This is a genomic window from Streptomyces chryseus, from assembly GCF_014650755.1.
GTDB classification, from domain to species: domain Bacteria; phylum Actinomycetota; class Actinomycetes; order Streptomycetales; family Streptomycetaceae; genus Streptomyces; species Streptomyces chryseus.
Genome location: NZ_BMVO01000001.1, coordinates 736,134 through 751,290, shown reverse-complemented (window position 1 = coordinate 751,290; position 15,157 = coordinate 736,134). Strand labels below are relative to the sequence as shown.

The 15,157-nt window shown below is 74.0% G+C and carries 14 protein-coding genes; 7 read left to right on the top strand and 7 right to left on the bottom strand.

Annotated elements, in window-relative coordinates:
- Positions 1 to 16: 16 nt before the first annotated feature.
- A complete protein-coding gene (locus IE185_RS03505; protein ID WP_138898805.1) occupies positions 17 to 1,060 on the bottom strand; it encodes a rod shape-determining protein in 1,044 nt (347 codons plus the stop codon).
- Between the two features lie 183 nt (positions 1,061 to 1,243).
- Positions 1,244 to 1,819, bottom strand: coding sequence for a hypothetical protein (locus IE185_RS03500; RefSeq protein ID WP_138898804.1), 576 nt, complete (start codon positions 1,817 to 1,819; stop codon positions 1,244 to 1,246).
- Positions 1,820 to 1,931: 112 nt separating this feature from the next.
- Here IE185_RS03500 and IE185_RS03495 point away from each other — a divergent pair, with 112 nt between their 5' ends.
- Positions 1,932 to 2,837 carry an SCO2400 family protein gene (locus IE185_RS03495; protein WP_189714570.1) on the top strand — a complete coding sequence of 302 codons (906 nt, stop codon included), beginning with the start codon at positions 1,932 to 1,934 and terminating at the stop codon, positions 2,835 to 2,837.
- Positions 2,838 to 2,858: 21 nt separating this feature from the next.
- Here IE185_RS03495 and IE185_RS03490 read toward each other — a convergent pair whose 3' ends face one another.
- Complete coding sequence (locus tag IE185_RS03490; RefSeq protein WP_189714568.1) at positions 2,859 to 3,281, bottom strand: MarR family winged helix-turn-helix transcriptional regulator; 423 nt, start codon at positions 3,279 to 3,281, stop codon at positions 2,859 to 2,861.
- A 116-nt stretch (positions 3,282 to 3,397) separates the two neighbouring features.
- On the opposite strand from IE185_RS03490, the gene IE185_RS03485 reads away from it, so the two are divergent.
- Together IE185_RS03485 and IE185_RS03480 are read left to right on the top strand one after the other, a co-directional pair.
- Positions 3,398 to 4,417 (top strand): NADP-dependent oxidoreductase, encoded by a 1,020-nt coding sequence (locus tag IE185_RS03485; RefSeq protein ID WP_138899195.1) that lies wholly within the window; start codon positions 3,398 to 3,400, stop codon positions 4,415 to 4,417.
- 67 nt (positions 4,418 to 4,484) lie between these two features.
- A complete protein-coding gene (locus tag IE185_RS03480; RefSeq protein ID WP_138899196.1) occupies positions 4,485 to 4,913 on the top strand; it encodes an organic hydroperoxide resistance protein in 429 nt (142 codons plus the stop codon).
- A gap of 66 nt (positions 4,914 to 4,979) precedes the next feature.
- Here IE185_RS03480 and IE185_RS03475 read toward each other — a convergent pair whose 3' ends face one another.
- Positions 4,980 to 7,556, bottom strand: coding sequence for a M14 family zinc carboxypeptidase (locus IE185_RS03475; RefSeq protein WP_189714566.1), 2,577 nt, complete (start codon positions 7,554 to 7,556; stop codon positions 4,980 to 4,982).
- 177 nt (positions 7,557 to 7,733) lie between these two features.
- Here IE185_RS03475 and IE185_RS03470 point away from each other — a divergent pair, with 177 nt between their 5' ends.
- Both IE185_RS03470 and IE185_RS03465 read left to right on the top strand, forming a co-directional pair.
- Entirely contained in the window at positions 7,734 to 8,258 is a 525-nt protein-coding gene (locus IE185_RS03470; RefSeq protein WP_189718746.1) for a GNAT family N-acetyltransferase, read from the top strand.
- A complete protein-coding gene (locus tag IE185_RS03465) occupies positions 8,251 to 9,051 on the top strand; it encodes an EI24 domain-containing protein (protein WP_189714564.1) in 801 nt (266 codons plus the stop codon). The genes IE185_RS03470 and IE185_RS03465 overlap by 8 nt, the downstream gene beginning before the upstream one ends.
- Here IE185_RS03465 and IE185_RS03460 read toward each other — a convergent pair.
- Entirely contained in the window at positions 9,041 to 9,772 is a 732-nt protein-coding gene (locus IE185_RS03460) for a carbon-nitrogen hydrolase family protein (RefSeq protein WP_189714562.1), read from the bottom strand. The two genes, IE185_RS03465 and IE185_RS03460, sit on opposite strands and share 11 nt — an antisense overlap.
- Before the next feature lie 72 nt (positions 9,773 to 9,844).
- Between IE185_RS03460 and IE185_RS03455 the strand changes: the two genes are divergently transcribed.
- Positions 9,845 to 10,453, top strand: a complete 609-nt coding sequence (locus IE185_RS03455; protein WP_138898014.1) for a LysE family transporter — start codon at positions 9,845 to 9,847, stop codon at positions 10,451 to 10,453.
- A gap of 27 nt (positions 10,454 to 10,480) precedes the next feature.
- On the opposite strand, the gene IE185_RS03450 is transcribed toward IE185_RS03455, so the two are convergent.
- Both IE185_RS03450 and IE185_RS03445 read right to left on the bottom strand, forming a co-directional pair.
- On the bottom strand, positions 10,481 to 11,773 hold the full coding sequence (locus IE185_RS03450; RefSeq protein WP_373303676.1) for a pyroglutamyl-peptidase I: 1,293 nt from the start codon (positions 11,771 to 11,773) through the stop codon (positions 10,481 to 10,483).
- Positions 11,774 to 11,825: 52 nt separating this feature from the next.
- Positions 11,826 to 12,401: a TetR/AcrR family transcriptional regulator gene (locus IE185_RS03445; protein ID WP_138898013.1), complete on the bottom strand. Its 576-nt coding sequence runs from the start codon at positions 12,399 to 12,401 to the stop codon at positions 11,826 to 11,828.
- Between the two features lie 189 nt (positions 12,402 to 12,590).
- Here IE185_RS03445 and IE185_RS03440 point away from each other — a divergent pair, with 189 nt between their 5' ends.
- Complete coding sequence (locus IE185_RS03440) at positions 12,591 to 15,059, top strand: beta-glucosidase (protein ID WP_138898016.1); 2,469 nt, start codon at positions 12,591 to 12,593, stop codon at positions 15,057 to 15,059.
- Positions 15,060 to 15,157 lie beyond the last annotated feature (98 nt).

Genomic DNA, 15,157 nt, shown 5'->3' with positions numbered 1-15,157 from the left:
ACGCGCGCCGCGCCGCTCAGGCCGAACCGCTGACCGGTTCGAGGCTCATCGGCTGGACCTTGCCCTCCAGCATCGCCCCGAGCCCGAGCACCGAGCAGACGTCGGGCCGCTCCGCGATGTGTACCGGCATGCCCGTGGCGTCGCGGAGCATCTGGTCGAGGCCCGGAAGCAGCGCGCTGCCGCCGACCATCATGATGCCGCGGTCGGCCAGGTCGGCGACCAGGTCGGGCGGGCAGTCGCGCAGCACCTTCCCGATGCCGTCGAGCACGGCGGTGAGCGGGGTGTGGATGGCCTGGCGCACGGCGGCGGTGTCGACGTGCACGGAGCGGGCGAGGCCGGTGGCCACGTCCCGGCCGTGGATCTCGGTGGACGCGGGGCCCTCCGCCGTCAGTCCGTTGCCCCGCAGCGCCAGCTGGAGGGGGCGTACGGACTGGCTCGGCAGCATCAGTTCGTGCTCCTGGCGCAGGTGCTGGATCACCGCGTGGTCGATGGCGTTGCCGCCGATCGGGATCCGCTCGGCGGTGACGATCGAGCCGAGCGACAGCACCGCGATCTGGGTGGCCGCCGCACCGCACACCATGATCATGGTGGCCGAGGGCTGTTCGACGGGCAGACCGCAGCCGACGGCCGCGGCGATGAGGGTGTCGACGAGCTCGACGCGGCGCGCGCCGAGTCCGGTGAGCGTCTCGACGGCCGCGCGCCGGGCGAGCGGGTCGCTGTCGTGCGGGGTGCACGCGGCGGCGCGCAGCCGGGGCTTGCGGCGGAGCTGGCGCCGGAGCTTCTCCCCGATGAGGTGGCGCAGCATGCGCTGGGCCATCTCGATGTCGACGACGGTGCCGCCGGAGACGGGGCGTACGACGCGGATGTAGTCGGGCGTACGGCCCGTCATCTGTTCGGCGAAGGCACCCACGGCGATGAGCGCGCCGGTGCGGGTGTTCACGGCGGCCACACTCGGCTCGTCGACGACGAGCCCGACACCCTTCACGAAAACCCGGGTCCTGGCGGCCCCGAGATCGACGGCGATATGGCAACGGCGCAACTGCTCAAGACTGACGGTCACGGCAGGGTCTCCCGAGAGCGCTGACGGACCGGCGGATGCCGGTCCTGCTTCGCATCGTGCGGGGGCCGGGGGCCGTGCGCGCGCTGGGTGAGCCGGTCGGGCGAACGAGCTGACGCCCTGCCAGGAGCGGACCGCGCGCGCCGGTGGGGGCGGCGGTGGCCGTGACCAGCGGGGCGGTCGATGTCATGCGCCGTCGGGGAAGCCCACACGCGTCAGCAGCCCCCAGGTGAACTCCGCGACGCAGGGCCTGCCGTCGGGCAGCGTCAGCCCGAGCCGCCACCGGGTGGGCGCCGTTCCCTCCATCGGGCGAGCCGGCGGGAAGGCGCGGGCCACCTCGTCGACGGTGCACGACCAGGGGCGCAGATCGCCCGCCGCGCGCAGCTCGGGGCCGGGCGCGCCGGGGGCGCGGACCAGCCATTCGTTCCACACGGCGCCGCCCGGGGCGGTCAGCACCTCGAAGCGCAGGCCGGGCCAGAGCGGCACCGGCCAGGCCAGGGCGTCGCACTCCAGGTCGCCGATCCGGCGGCGTGCGGACGTCTCGGGCGGCCCGAGCACCGAGCGGTAGCGCGCCGCGGAGCCGCGCGCACGCGGCGAGCGGACCATCGCCTGCCAGCGGCGGTTGGCCTCGCGCATGTCCGCGAGCGTGACGCCGAGCTCGCGGCGGGCGTCCTCCACCAGGTCCGGCTGGTGGTCGGCCATCCGGCGCAGCAGCACCAGCTGGAAGTCGAGCGGCCCGAAGCGATGCGTGCCCGTATGCATACGTCCATCCTGCCCCGCCCCTGTGACACGCCGCGGAACGGGGGCTTCCACACAGGATCCTCACACCTTCGGCTCCCGATGTTGACCCTGTGACGCATAACCTGCGGGCGCCATGGACTACTGCTACTCCTGCCGCAGGCACCTCAACGGCGCTCTGGCCTGCGCCGGATGCGGAGCCCCCGTCGGTGACCTCGGCCACGCCGCTCCCGCGAGCCACGCCGCGCCCGCCGCCCCCGGCCCGCACGGCTACGACGTCCACCATGCGCAGGACAGCACCGGCGGTCACGCGGCGGCCGCCGGGCCGTACGGCGACGCCGAGCCGTACGAGCGCGCCGAGCCGTACGAGGACACCGGGCCGTACGACGACGACGCGCCCGAGGAAGCCGAGGAAGACGCCGCCTCCGGCCCCGCCGGTCCCGGCCGCGCCGCCCGGCGTACGAAGCGGGCCCGCGGTGGCCGCAGGGCGCACCGGCGCCGGGGTCGCAAGCTGGCCCTCGTGGGGATGGGGCTGGTCCTGGCCGGCGGGGCGCTGAGCCTGGCGGAGCTCGCCACGGAGTCCGGGGGCGAGGGCTGGATCTCCCGCGCCGTGCACGGCGAGGACGAGGGCGAAGGCACCACGGAGAGCGAGGGCGTACCGGGCGAGACGGCCGCGACCGGCGACGCGGGCGCCGGCGCCGGCGCGGGCGCGGAAGCCGACCCGTCGGCGTCCGGGAGCCCCGCGTCCGCTTCCGCCTCGGCCTCGGCCTCGGACAGCGGATCGCCGTCCGCCAAGCCCTCGAAGTCCGCCTCGGCGAGTGCCACGGGCAGCGCGGACGCCACCGCCTCCGACCCGCAGTCGTCGCCCGGCGACGCGCCCGAGGAGCCCGGCGGCCAGCCGTCGTCCGCGCCCGCGCCGCCCGAGGAGCAGCCCCCGCCCCCGCCGCCCGCGGCGTCGCAGGACCCCGGGCCGGCTCCGCAGCCGACCCCGGAGCCCATGCCGACCAGGACGTGCGACCGGTTCCTGTGGTGGTGCGCCTGAGGGGCGGCGCCCCGGGGGCGGTCAGTTCCCGAGCATCCGCTTCAGCAGGTCGCGCAGTGCGGTGCGCTCGTCCTCGGACAGCTCACCGAGCGGCTCCCGCGCGAAGTCCAGGGACGCGCGCAGCTTCGCCGCGGTGCGCCGCCCCTCCTCGGTGGCGGCGGCGAGCTTGACGCGCCGGTCCGCCGGGTCGGGCCGCCGCTCGACGAGGCCGCGCGCCTCCAGCCGGTCGACGATCCCGGTGATGTTCGACGGCTCGCACTTCAATCTCCTCGCGATACGCCGCATGGGCGTCGCCTCGACGGAGAGCAGACCCAGTACGCGCGCCTGGGCGCCGGTGAGCGCGTGCTGCGCCGCCGCCTCGTCGTACTCCGCGTGGTAGCGGGAGACGACCTCGCCGATGAGCTCGACGACTTCGAGGGTCAGGGGATCTGTGCGGGGGGCCATGGTGGCCATCGTACCGATTTACTTGACAAGCTTAAATATCCAGGCGCATGGTTGTTTCAGTATGTGAAGCTTTACGGTTTCGCAGCTTGTCAGCTTTCTCAAGGAGGTCGCACCGCATGACCGCACTGCCCACGACCGGCCGCTCCTGGCACCTCGTCGCCCGCCCGCACGGCTGGCCCAAGCCCGAGGACTTCGCGCTGCGCGAAGCCCCGGTGACGGAGCCCGGCGAGGGCCGCGTCCTGGTCCGCAACCTCCACTTCTCGGTCGACCCCTACATGCGCGGGCGGATGAACGACGTGAAGTCGTACGTCCCGCCGTTCAAGCTCGACCAGCCGATGGACGGCGGCGCGGTCGGCGAGGTCATCGCCTCCGCGGACGAGCGCTTCGCCGTGGGCGACCACGTGCTGCACGGGCTCGGCTGGCGCGAGTACGCCGAGGTTCCCGCGAAGTACGCGACCAAGGTCGACGCCTCGCTCGCCCCGCTCTCCGCCTACCTGGGCGCCCTGGGCATGCCGGGCCTCACCGCCTACGCGGGCCTCTTCGAGGTCGCCTCCTTCAAGGAGGGCGACGCCGTCTTCGTGTCGGGCGCGGCCGGAGCCGTCGGCAGCCAGGTCGGCCAGCTGGCGAAGCTGCGGGGCGCCTCGCGCGTCATCGGCTCGGCGGGCTCCGACGAGAAGGTCAAGCACCTGATCGAGGACCTCGGCTTCGACGCCGCGTTCAACTACAAGAACGGCCCCGTCGCGGAGCAGCTGCGCGCGGCCGCGCCCGACGGCATCGACGTCTACTTCGACAACGTCGGCGGCGACCACCTCGAAGCGGCCATCGGCTCGCTGAACGTGCACGGCCGGGCGGCCATCTGCGGCATGATCGCGCAGTACAACAACACGGAGTCCACGCCGGGCCCGCGCAACATGGCGCTGATCATCGGCAAGCGGCTGCGGCTCCAGGGGCTGCTGGTCAGCGACCACGCGGCGCTCCAGTCGCAGTTCGTCGAGGAGGTCTCGGCCTGGATCCGCTCCGGCGAGCTGAAGTACAGCGAGACGGTCGTCGAGGGCATCGAGAACGGCTACGACGCGTTCGTCGGTCTGCTCCGCGGCGAGAACACCGGCAAGATGATCGTTTCGCTCACCCGATAAGCTCACCCCCAGCCGCCGCGGTCGTGGGCGCGAGTCGCGGCGTACACAGCAGGAGGAATGCTTCAGCATGACCATTCTCGACATAGACGTGAAGTACACCGCTGTCGCCACCGCCGAGAACGGCCGTGACGGCCGCGTCGCGTCGGACGACGGCAAGCTGGACGTCGTCGTCAACCCGCCGAAGGAGATGGGCGGCAGTGGCGCCGGCACCAACCCGGAGCAGCTGTTCGCCGCCGGTTACAGCGCATGCTTCCAGGGTGCGCTGGGTGTCGTCGCGCGCAAGGAGAACGTGGACATCTCCGGCTCGACCGTGACCGCGAAGGTCGGCATCGGCTCGAACGGCAACGGCGGCTTCGGCCTCGAGGTCGCGCTCTCCGCCCACATCCCGAACGTGGACGAGGCCACCGCGCTGGATCTGCTGGAGAAGGCGCACCAGGTGTGCCCCTACTCGAACGCGACCCGCGGCAACATCAAGGTCGACCTGGCCGTCGTCTGACGTCCGCCCGCACGACGCGAAGGGCCGCACCCCGGCAACGGGGTGCGGCCCTTCGCCGTCGCCCGGTCAGCCCGCCGAGTGCAGCAACGCCCGCCCGACCTGCGCGTAGGCGCCCTTCGGGTGCGCGCGGAACAGCGGCTCCGTGCCGAACAGCACGACCTTCGCGCCCTCGGCCGACGTACCGCTGACGACAGCCGCCCGGCCCGCCGCGTCCCGCGGTCCGCCGGCGCCGTCGGACGCCGGCCGCCAGTGGCCGGACACGAGCGGATTCCCGGCGCCGTACGTCTGCTCCACGCGCACGCCCGGGCCGAGGTCGGTGAACCACAGCGGCGAGTAGACGAAGGTGTGCTGCGGAGCGCCGCCCGTCACGGGGCCGCCCGCGTTGACGACCCGCACGACGCCGTTGGCGTCCCCGTTGCCCTCGACCGGCTTCGCCGCCAGCAGCCCCGCGTCCGCGTTGAGCGCCGCCCCCGCCGCGCCGCGGCCGACCAAGCCGCCGCCCCCGGCGAGGAACGCGTCGAGCGCGCCGCGCGCCGCCGCGCCGAGCTTCCCGTACTCCAGCCCGCCCGACACGAACAGCACGTCCGCCCCCGACCAGTCGAACCCGGCGTTGAGCACGTCCGTCGAGACGGGGGTCACGTCGAAGCCCATCTCCCGCAGCGCGAAGAGCTCGCCCGGCGCGACCGCCGCCGCGACCCGTGCCCGGTGCAGCGGGGCCACGCCCTCGGCCTTGGTGGCGCGGAACGCGACGCCGTACCGCCCGGCGAGCGCGGCGGCCTTCTTACGGGCCGAGGCGGGCACCAGCGCGCTGCCGTCGGCCGTACGCCGCACCTGGACGCCGTCCCGGAGCAGGGAGTTGAGCGCCGCCAGCTCCCCGGGGTCGTCGAGCCGCAGCCGCAGGGCGCCGCGCGGAGCGACGTACCCGGTGGGCGACGCGGCACGGACCGTACGGCCGGGCACGTCGAGCCCGCCGGGCCCGGCCGTACGCACCGTGTCCACGCTCGCGCCCCACAGCAGGCCGAGGCTCCAGCCGGAGATGTCGTACATCGTCGAGACGTCCGCGCTGATGTCCCGGCCCGCGGCCAGCATCACGTTCGCCAGGCCGCGTTTGGGCTGGCGCATGTCGACGACGTACGAACCCGCCGCGTACGACCGCCCGCCGAGCCGGAAGTCCCGGCGCGCCCGCTCGACGCGCACGTCGTTGGCGACGAGGTGGCCGACCAGCCGGGCCGCCGCCGTCGCGGAGCGCTGACTCCGGCCCGCCGGGACGACGTACGCCCGGGGGAAGTCCGTCGTGTAGACGTCCTCGGGGCCGATGCCGGGCACGCCCGGGACGGTCTCCGACGACACCGGTACCTGCGCGGCGCCCGCCGCGCCGCGCCGGAACGTCTCGATCTGGTCGGCGACGACCGACGACCGCTTCTCGGCCGTGTAGTCGAGGGTCGCGCGCATCGCCGCGCCCGCTATGTCCGTGTTGATGGCGGCCCTGCGGCGCAGCTCGGCGACCGGCAGGGTGTCGTACGCCCGGTTGTTGACCTGCATCGGGAACTCGATGGTGTGCGCCGCGACCGCGCCCTGGAACGGCATGTACTGCGGCGTGAAGATCGGCGGCCAGTCATCCCAGCCCTCCTCCTGGTCCCGGAAGGGGATGACGGCCGGCTCGACGCCGTCCTTCGCCGCCGTGTAGCCGAGGCCGTTGACGGCCCGCTCCATGCCGAGCGCGTTGGCGTAGGAGTTCTTGAGGAAGAGGTCGTACTCGTAGTTCTCGCCGTGCGGCGGGGTCGTCGGCTCGATGAGCGTGCCGTTGACGTACCCGTGCAGGTCGATCATCACGGCCGGCTGCTTGTCGATGGCGATGCGCCGGATCGCGCGCGCCTCGGGCTGGGTGGCGGTGATGAAGTCCCGGTTGAGGTCGAAGCCGTTGGCGTTGGCGCGGGTGCCGGCGATCCGCCCGTCGGGATTGGCCGTGACGTTGACGTAGACACGGGTCCTGGCCAGCAGTTCGGCGGTCTTGCGGTCCTTCGCCTTCGCCAGGTCCTCGACGAGCTTCAGGGCGGCGTCCGTGCCCTCCCACTCGTTGCCGTGGATGTTGTTGTTGATGAACACGGGCGCCTTGTAAGCGGCCTTGACGCGCCGGTCCTTGGCGGCGGCCGCCGGCGCGTTCTCGATCAGCTCCCGCATCCGGTCCTGCTCGCGGGCCTGGCGCTCGCTCTCCGGCGCGGTGACCGTCACCAGGTACAGCTGGTGCCCGCCGGCGGACTTCCCCGCCACCTCGACGCTCACCCGGTCGCCGCCCAGCTTCTGCAGGGCGTTGAGCTTCGGGGCGATGGAGTGGTACGGCGTGAGACCCAGCCTGAGGGACTTGTCGGCCGGGTTCGCAGCGGGCGGCGTGAGGTGGGTGCGGCGCGGGTACCCGCCGCCCCGCCGCGGCCCGGAGGGCGCGCCGGCGTCGAGCGCCCGGGCGGCGGCCTTCGCCGGGGTGCGCGCCGCCTGCCCCTGACCGGCGGACCGCTCCCGGTGGACGCCGTCGCCGCCGCCCCCGGGCGGGCCCGGCCGGGCGAGGGCGTCGACGGGGGCGAGCAGGAGTGCGCTCGCCACGGCGGCGGTGGTGAGGAGGAGCGGTCTCGGTATGCCTGTGCCCATGCGTGTCTCCGGGTGCGTCGGAAGCGATCGGGGATGATCGTCACGCAGGGGTCTACCCGGTGGATCCCGCACCGACAAGGGGGTGTTGGGCCGTTCCCTCCTCCCGCCCGCCGCCGCCCGGTCCGTGCCCGCCTGAATCCGGAGGCCGCGAACCGCCACGCCGTGTACGGTCCCCCTGTGCCGCACCGACCCCTTCCCCTGAACCTGACGCGCCTGCGCGCCGACCACGCCCCGGCCCTCCTCGCCTTCGAGCGCGCGAACCGCGCCTACTTCGCCCGTTCCGTGCCCGACCGGGGCGACGACTACTTCGCCTCCTTCGCGTCCCGCCACGCCGCCCTGCTCGCCGAGCAGGACGCCGGCGTGTGCCACTTCCACCTGCTGCTGGACGACGACGGCGCGGTCCTGGGACGGGTCAACCTGGTCGACGTCGAGGACGGGAGCGCCGACCTCGGCTACCGCGTCGCCGAACACGCCACCGGCCGGGGCCTGGCCGTGGCGGCGGTACGGGAGATGTGCGCGCGCGCCGCGGCCGACTACGGCCTCACGGCCCTCACCGCCGCCACCACGCTCGACAACGCCGCCTCCCGCGCCGTCCTGGCCCGCACCGGCTTCGTCCCGGTCGGTGACATCGACCTCGACGGCAGTCCGGGTACGCGGTACGAGCTGAGCCTCGGCCAGTCGATAGGCTGGACCCATGCGTGATCTCGGGGTGGGTTTCGGTTACTTGATGAAGGGCCAGCGCTGGGTCGGCCGGCACGGCAGATCGTACGGCTTCGGGCTGCTGCCCGGCCTGGTGACCTTCGTGCTGTACGTCGGCGCCCTCATCGGGCTCAGCCTCGGCGCCGACGACCTCACGGCCTGGGCCACGCCCTTCGCCGACGACTGGGGCTCGCCCTGGCTCGGCCTCTTCCGGGGCGCGCTGACCGCTCTGCTCTTCGCGCTGGCGCTGTTCCTCGCGGTGATCACCTTCACCGCCGTGACGCTGCTCGTCGGCCAGCCCTTCTACGAGGCGCTGTCCGAGCGTGTCGACCGCTCGGTGTCCCCGGACGGAAGCGCCCCCGAGTCGGACCTCCCGCTGCTGCGGGAGCTGTGGATCTCCGCCCGGGACAGTCTGCGCGTCCTCGCCCGGGTGCTGCTGTACGGCATCCTGCTCTTCGCCTGCGGTTTCGTCCCGGTGCTCGGCCAGACCGTCGTTCCCGCGATCGGCTTCTGCGTCTCCGGCTTCTTCCTCGCCCACGAGCTGACGTCGGTGGCGCTCCAGCGCCGGGGCATCGACCTGAAGCAGCGGCTCACGCTGCTGCGGGGCCGCCGCCTCCTCACGCTCGGCTTCGGAGTCCCGCTCACCCTCTCCTTCCTCGTGCCGCTGGTCGCCGTCTTCCTCATGCCGGGCGCCGTGGCCGGTGCGACGCTGCTGGCGCGTGACCTGCTGGAGGAGCCGTCGGCCGACGCGGACGACGTCGTCGGCGACGTGGCGGCGCCCCCGGCTAGGGCGTAGGCACGTCGGCCACGACGAGGCCCGGCGCGTCCGGCGCGGCCTCGGCCGCCGTCGTACCGTCGGGGTTCCACACCGCGCTCAGCCCGCAGCCCTCCCACGGGCCCGCCCGCCCCACGTGATTGGCGAGGACGACGTACAGCCCGTGGTCCCGGGCGAGGGCCGGATGAACGGCCAGCCGCTCCCGTTCGCCGTTGCCCCTCCCGTACAGCGAACTCGCCAGGTGGACGGCGCACCGGTCGGCGGCGGCCCGCGCGGCGAGCTGTGGGAAGTGGTTGTCGAAGCAGGTCGCCAGCGAGAACCGCACGCCGTGCAGCTCGAACCGCCCCTCTCCGGTGCCCGGCGCGAAGACCTCCCGCTCGCCCTCGTACAGATGCCGCTTGTCGTAGCGGGTCAGCGGCGTGCCGTCCGGGCCCAGGACGAACGTCGCGATCGCGGGACGCCCGCCGCCGTCCGCCGACGGCGCCGCGCAGTTGACGACGGCCGCCGTGGCCGTCTCGCGGCAGGCCGCCACGACCGGCTCCAGGCGCGGGTCGTCGGGCGTGACGAGCAGCGACGGGTCCCGGGCGATCAGGTCGGGTTCGTACCCCGTCAGCGCCAGTTCGGCGAAGACGGTGAGTCGGGCGCCGCGCTCGGCGGCCTGCCTCACATACGCCGCCGTCCGGCGGGCGTTGGCCCGGACGGAGCCGGGCTCGGACGTGAACTGCGCCGCTGCGACGATCATGCGCACCATTGTGCATGTCCCGCTGGGCGAACGGCACTTGATCGCCGGGCGGGGGGCGGCGAGCATCACCCCATGACAGAATTGACAGCCGTAGCCGTCATCACCCTCCTCGCGGTCATCAGCCCGGGCGCCGACTTCGCGATGGTCGTCCGCGACAGTTGCCTCCACGGCCGCACGACCGGCCTGTTCGGCGCCGCCGGAGTCGCCGCCGGCGTCCTCGTGCACGTGACGTACACGATGCTCGGCGTCGGACTGCTGATCGCCTCCTCGACCGAGCTCTTCACCGCGATCAAACTGGCGGGCGCGGCCTACCTCGTCTACATCGGCGTACGGACCTTCACCGCCCGTGCGGACCTCACCGTCGACCTGGACGCGAAGCCGGAGCTCGGCCCGCTCGGCGCGCTGCGCTCCGGCTTCCTCACCAACGTCCTCAACCCGAAGACCACGCTGTTCGTCGTCTCCACCTTCACCCAGGTCGTCGGCCCCGAGACCCCGGTGTGGCAGCAGGCGGGCTACGGACTGTTCATGTCGGCCGCGCACTTCGGGTGGTTCGGCGTCGTCGCGCTCTTCTTCTCCGACTCCCGCCTGCGCGCGGCCATGCTGCGCCGGCAGAAGGCACTCAACCGCGCGATCGGCTCGGTGCTGGTGGGCCTCGGCGTCACGCTGGGATTCGCCCGCTGAGGCCCGCCGCCACCCGTCCGCTCCGCGTCAGCCCCGGCCCGCCGCCACCGTGACGATCGCCCGTATCTGCGCGACGATGTCCAGCCGGTTGCGTACGAACTCGGGGTCGCTCACCTCACTCGTGTTGCCCGCGCCGAACTGGAGCACCGGCGTGTGCACGTGTCCGCCGGGGAGGGCCGGCAGCCCCAGGCGGTCGCGCAGGAGCGTCGCCCGGTACGCGATCTCGTTCGACAGGTAGTCGCCGCCGCCCCCGGCGCGGGCGGCCGAGCCCGGGGTCGGGCCGTCCGGCCGGACGACGGGGGCGCTCGCGCCCGCCGGTACCTCGGTGACCGATGTGTTGTCGTACACCGGGAAGCGGCCGGTGTCCGCCGCCACGATCTCCCGGTACGGAAGCGTCGTGGTGGTCCACTGCGGCTGCGAGGCCGGGTCGTCCACCGGGACGGTCCCGGTGCGCGAGACGTTCTCGTTGTCCCCGAAGCCGCCGCGCCAGGCGCCGTTGTGGCGCTCTACGTCGATCCGGCCGACCCGGCCCTGGCTCACGGTGGTGAAGAGGTCGAGGTGCGGCAGGTGCGGGCGCAGGGCGCGCTCGACTGTGCCGTCCGCGAAGTCCTGCCACCGGACGGGGAAGACGGCCGTCTCGATCCGCGCGGGGCCGTCGGCGGTCCGTACGACCGTGCCGTCCAGCGCGAGCGCCGTCGCACCCGACGGGTTGCTGATCCGGACGTCCCGGTCCAGCGTGAACGGGTCGAAACCGGTGACGAGCACCCGCTTGACGCCCTTGCCTGGCGGGAAGCGGATGCTGTCCTGACCTCGCGAAGACCGCTCCAGCCGGTCCAGCAGCCTCGCCCGCGCCGCGTCCGGCAGCCCGAACGGCGCCTGCCACCGGCGCAGTTCGCGCGTCATGGCCAGCCGCGCCCAGTACAGCGGCCGGTCGTCGTCCCGGCTCAGCTCCGCCCGCCCGTCACCGCCCTTCCGGGGAAGTGCTTCGCGCTCCGCCGGGCCGCGCCCCTGCGCCCGGTCGACGGCGCGCCGCCACAGCCCCGATCCGTGCCGTACGACGGCCCGCTCGGCGGCGGCGTACGACCGTGCCCCGCCCAGCGCCTGCCCGAAGTCCGAGGCCGGCGCGTCGAATCCGCTGCGCCGCAGGATCTCCTGGGGCACCGCCCGCTCCAGCCGCTGCTCCTCGACGGTCGCCGGAGCGGGGGCCGAGGCGGCCGCCGCCGGGGGCAGCGCCCCGAGCAGGGGAGCGAGGGTGAGGAGCGCGACGCCAAGTGCGGTGCGGCGGGCGCGAGTCGGACGTGCCGGGCGTATCGGGGACACGGTGATCCTTCCGTCGGGTGGCGGCAGTATCGCCGTACGCCCGCGGCCCGCGCTACGGGGCGGGTGAGCGGCGCAGCAGGGTGAGGAAGTCGCGGAAGGCGGCCGGCATGTTTACCGACCCCGGGTCGAGCAGCCACTGGTACTGCAGCCCGTCCATGACCGCCACCAGCAGCGGCGCCGCCTGTTCCGGGGTGAGACCGCCGGGCAGCGCGTCGCCGTACTCGGCGCGCAGGGCGGCCGCCATGCCCTCCCGCACCTGGGCGTAGCGGTGGGTGAAGAACCGCCGCGCGGGGTGCTCCTCGGTGACGCTCTCGCCGAGCAGCGCGGAGAAGGTCTGCACGATGCCGGGGCGCATCGCGTTGTACTCCACGAGCGAGTCGAGCAGGTCGAGGCGCCATGCGCCGGCGCTGCGCCCGGAGCCTCCGGTGTCCCACTGGTCGCGTTCCTCCAGCACCGCGACGAGCAGCGCCTCCTTGGTGGGGAAGTAGTGGAGCAGCCCCTGCTGGGTGAGGCCGACGCGCTCGGCCACCGCGCCCAGCGACGCCCCGCGGTAGCCGCGCTCGGCGATCACTTCGAGGGCCGCGCGGAGAATCTCCGCCCGCCGCTCCTCGCTCCTGGCCCTCGCCATCGTCCGGTTCCTTCCCTCGTACGTGCTGGCAGGACGCTACGCCATCGCCATAGTCACGAATGCATAACGAACCCTACCGTTCTACAGGTAAACCCGTGACGATGGGAGGACGAGAGACCGACCCAAGGACTTCAATGAGGAGGTACGGACGTGGCGATCGACCCCAGCACCCAGGACACCCCCGACCGGATGCGTGAAGAAGCCGTCGAAGCGGCCCTCGGCACACTCGGCCTCGACGCCAAGGCCCGGCTGCTCGGCGGCCAGGACATGTGGTCGCTCCCCGCGCTGCCCGAGATCGGCCTGCGGTCCCTGGTCATGTCCGACGGCCCGATCGGCGTGCGCGGTGTCCGCTGGAGCGCCGACGACCCGTCGGTCGCGCTGCCGTCACCGACCGCGCTCGCCGCCACCTGGGACCCGGGACTCGCCCGCCGTGCCGGCCGCCTGCTCGCCCAGGAGGCCCGCCGCAAGGACGTGCACGTCCTCCTCGCACCGACGGTGAACCTGCACCGCTCGCCGCTCGGCGGCCGGCACTTCGAGTGCTATTCCGAGGACCCCTACCTCACCGGCGAGATCGGCTCCGGTTATGTGAACGGCGTCCAGGACGGCGGCGTCGGCACCACCGTCAAGCACTTCGTCGCCAACGACGCCGAGACCGACCGCTTCACCGTCGACAACGTCATCACCTCCCGCCCCCTGCGCGAGCTGTACCTGGCGCCCTTCGAGGCCATCGTCAAGAACGCCCACCCCTGGGGCATCATGGCGGCGTACAACCAGGTCAACGGCGTCACCATGACCGAACACCGCTACCTCCAGAACGAGGTGCTGCGCGGCGAATGGGGCTTCGACGGCTTCATCGTCTCCGACTGGATGGCGGCCCGCTCCACCGCCGGCGGCATCGAAGGCGGCCTCGACGTCGCCATGCCGGGCCCCGTCACCGTGTACGGCGAAGCACTCGCCGGGGCCGTCCGCGCGGGCGAGGTCGACGAGTCCGTGGTCGACGACGCCGTGCGCAACGTCCTGCGGCTCGCCGCCCGCGTCGGCGCCCTGGACGGCGCCCCGCCGGTCGTCACCGAACCGCCTGGGCCCCTCGACGGCCAGGCGCTGGCCCGCGAGGTGGCCCGCCGCGCGTTCGTCCTCGTACGCAACGAGGCGCGCGGCGGGCGGCCCGTCCTGCCCCTCGCCCCCGCGAAGCTGCGCAGGCTCGCTCTCGTCGGCGCGGCGGCCCGTGACGCGCGCGTCCTCGGCGGCGGCTCCGCCACCGTCTTCCCCGAGCGGGTCGTCGCCCCCCTCGACGGCCTCGCCGCCGCGCTGCCGGACGCCGTCCTGACGTACGCCGTCGGGGCCGACCCCAGCGAGGAACTCAGCCCTGCCGGTACGGGATTCACCCTGGGCGCCGTCTGCCGCGACGCCGCCGGCGACGTCATCGGCACGCGCTCGCTCCCCGGCGGCCAGGTGCAGTGGATCGGCGGGGACCTGCCCGACGGCGTCACCCACGAGACGCTCCACAGCGTCGAGGTCAGGGGCACCTTCGTCCCGCGCGAGAGCGGCGAGCACGCCTTCGGCACACGCGGCCTCGGGGCGTTCACGCTGACCGTCGCCGGCGAGGTCCTCTACGACGGTGTCCAGCCGGTGTCCGACGCCGCCGACCCCTTCGAGGCGTTCTTCGGCGCCCCCGCCGAGCGCGGCCGGGTCCGCCTCACGGCGGGCGAACCGGTGGAGGTCTCGCTCGTGCACCCCCTCGACCGGCGCGACGACGTACCGCTGCCCGCGGTCATGTTCTCGTTCCTGCACGGGGCGCCCCGGCGCGACGCCGACGAGCTGATCACCGAGGCGGTCGACGCGGCCCGCGACGCCGACGCGGCGGTCGTCGTGGTCGCCACGACCGAGCGGGTCGAGTCGGAGGGCTTCGACCGCGAGGACCTGCGCCTGCCGGGCCGCCAGGACGACCTGGTCCGCGCGGTGGCCGCCGTCAACCCGAACACCGTCGTGGTCGTCAACGCCGGGTCGCCGGTGGAGCTGCCGTGGCGCGAGGACGTCGCCGCCGTGCTGCTCGGCTGGTTCCCGGGCCAGGAGGGCGGCGCGGCGCTCGCCGACGTGCTCCTCGGCGCCGAGGAGCCGGGCGGGCGGCTGCCGACCACCTGGCCGGCGGCCTTCGCCGACGCGCCGGTCACGGAGGTCGTGCCCACGGGCGGCGAACTCCACTACCGCGAGGGACTGTTCATCGGCTACCGCGCGTGGGACAGGGCCGGTACCGCGCCCGCGTACGCGTTCGGTCACGGACTGGGCTACACCACCTGGGAGTACGAGTCCCTGGAGGTGACCCCGGCGAAGGCCAAGGTCCGCGTACGCAACACCGGCTCACGCACCGGCCGCGAGGTCGTCCAGATCTACCTGGCCCCGCAGGCGGACACGGTGGAACGGCCGGCGCGGTGGCTCGCGGGGTTCGCGAGCGTCGAGGCGGGGCCGGGGGAGTGGGCGGAGACCGAGATCGCGCTGCCGGCCCGCGCGTTCGAGATCTGGGACGAGGAGGCCGGGGCCTGGTCCTTCGTGCCGGGCGTGTACGAGGTGCGCGCGTCCCGCTCCCTCGCCGACCCCCGCCTGACGGCCACGCTGGAGCTCCATCCCGCCCCGGACGCTCCACGGGCGGCCCGCGCCTAGTCCTGCTCCACCGGCCGGGACGCGCGGGAGCAGCGCGGCCGGGGGGGCCGGCCCCCCGCACGCGGGTGCGGGGGTCCCGGCCGTGCGGCCCGCCGCCC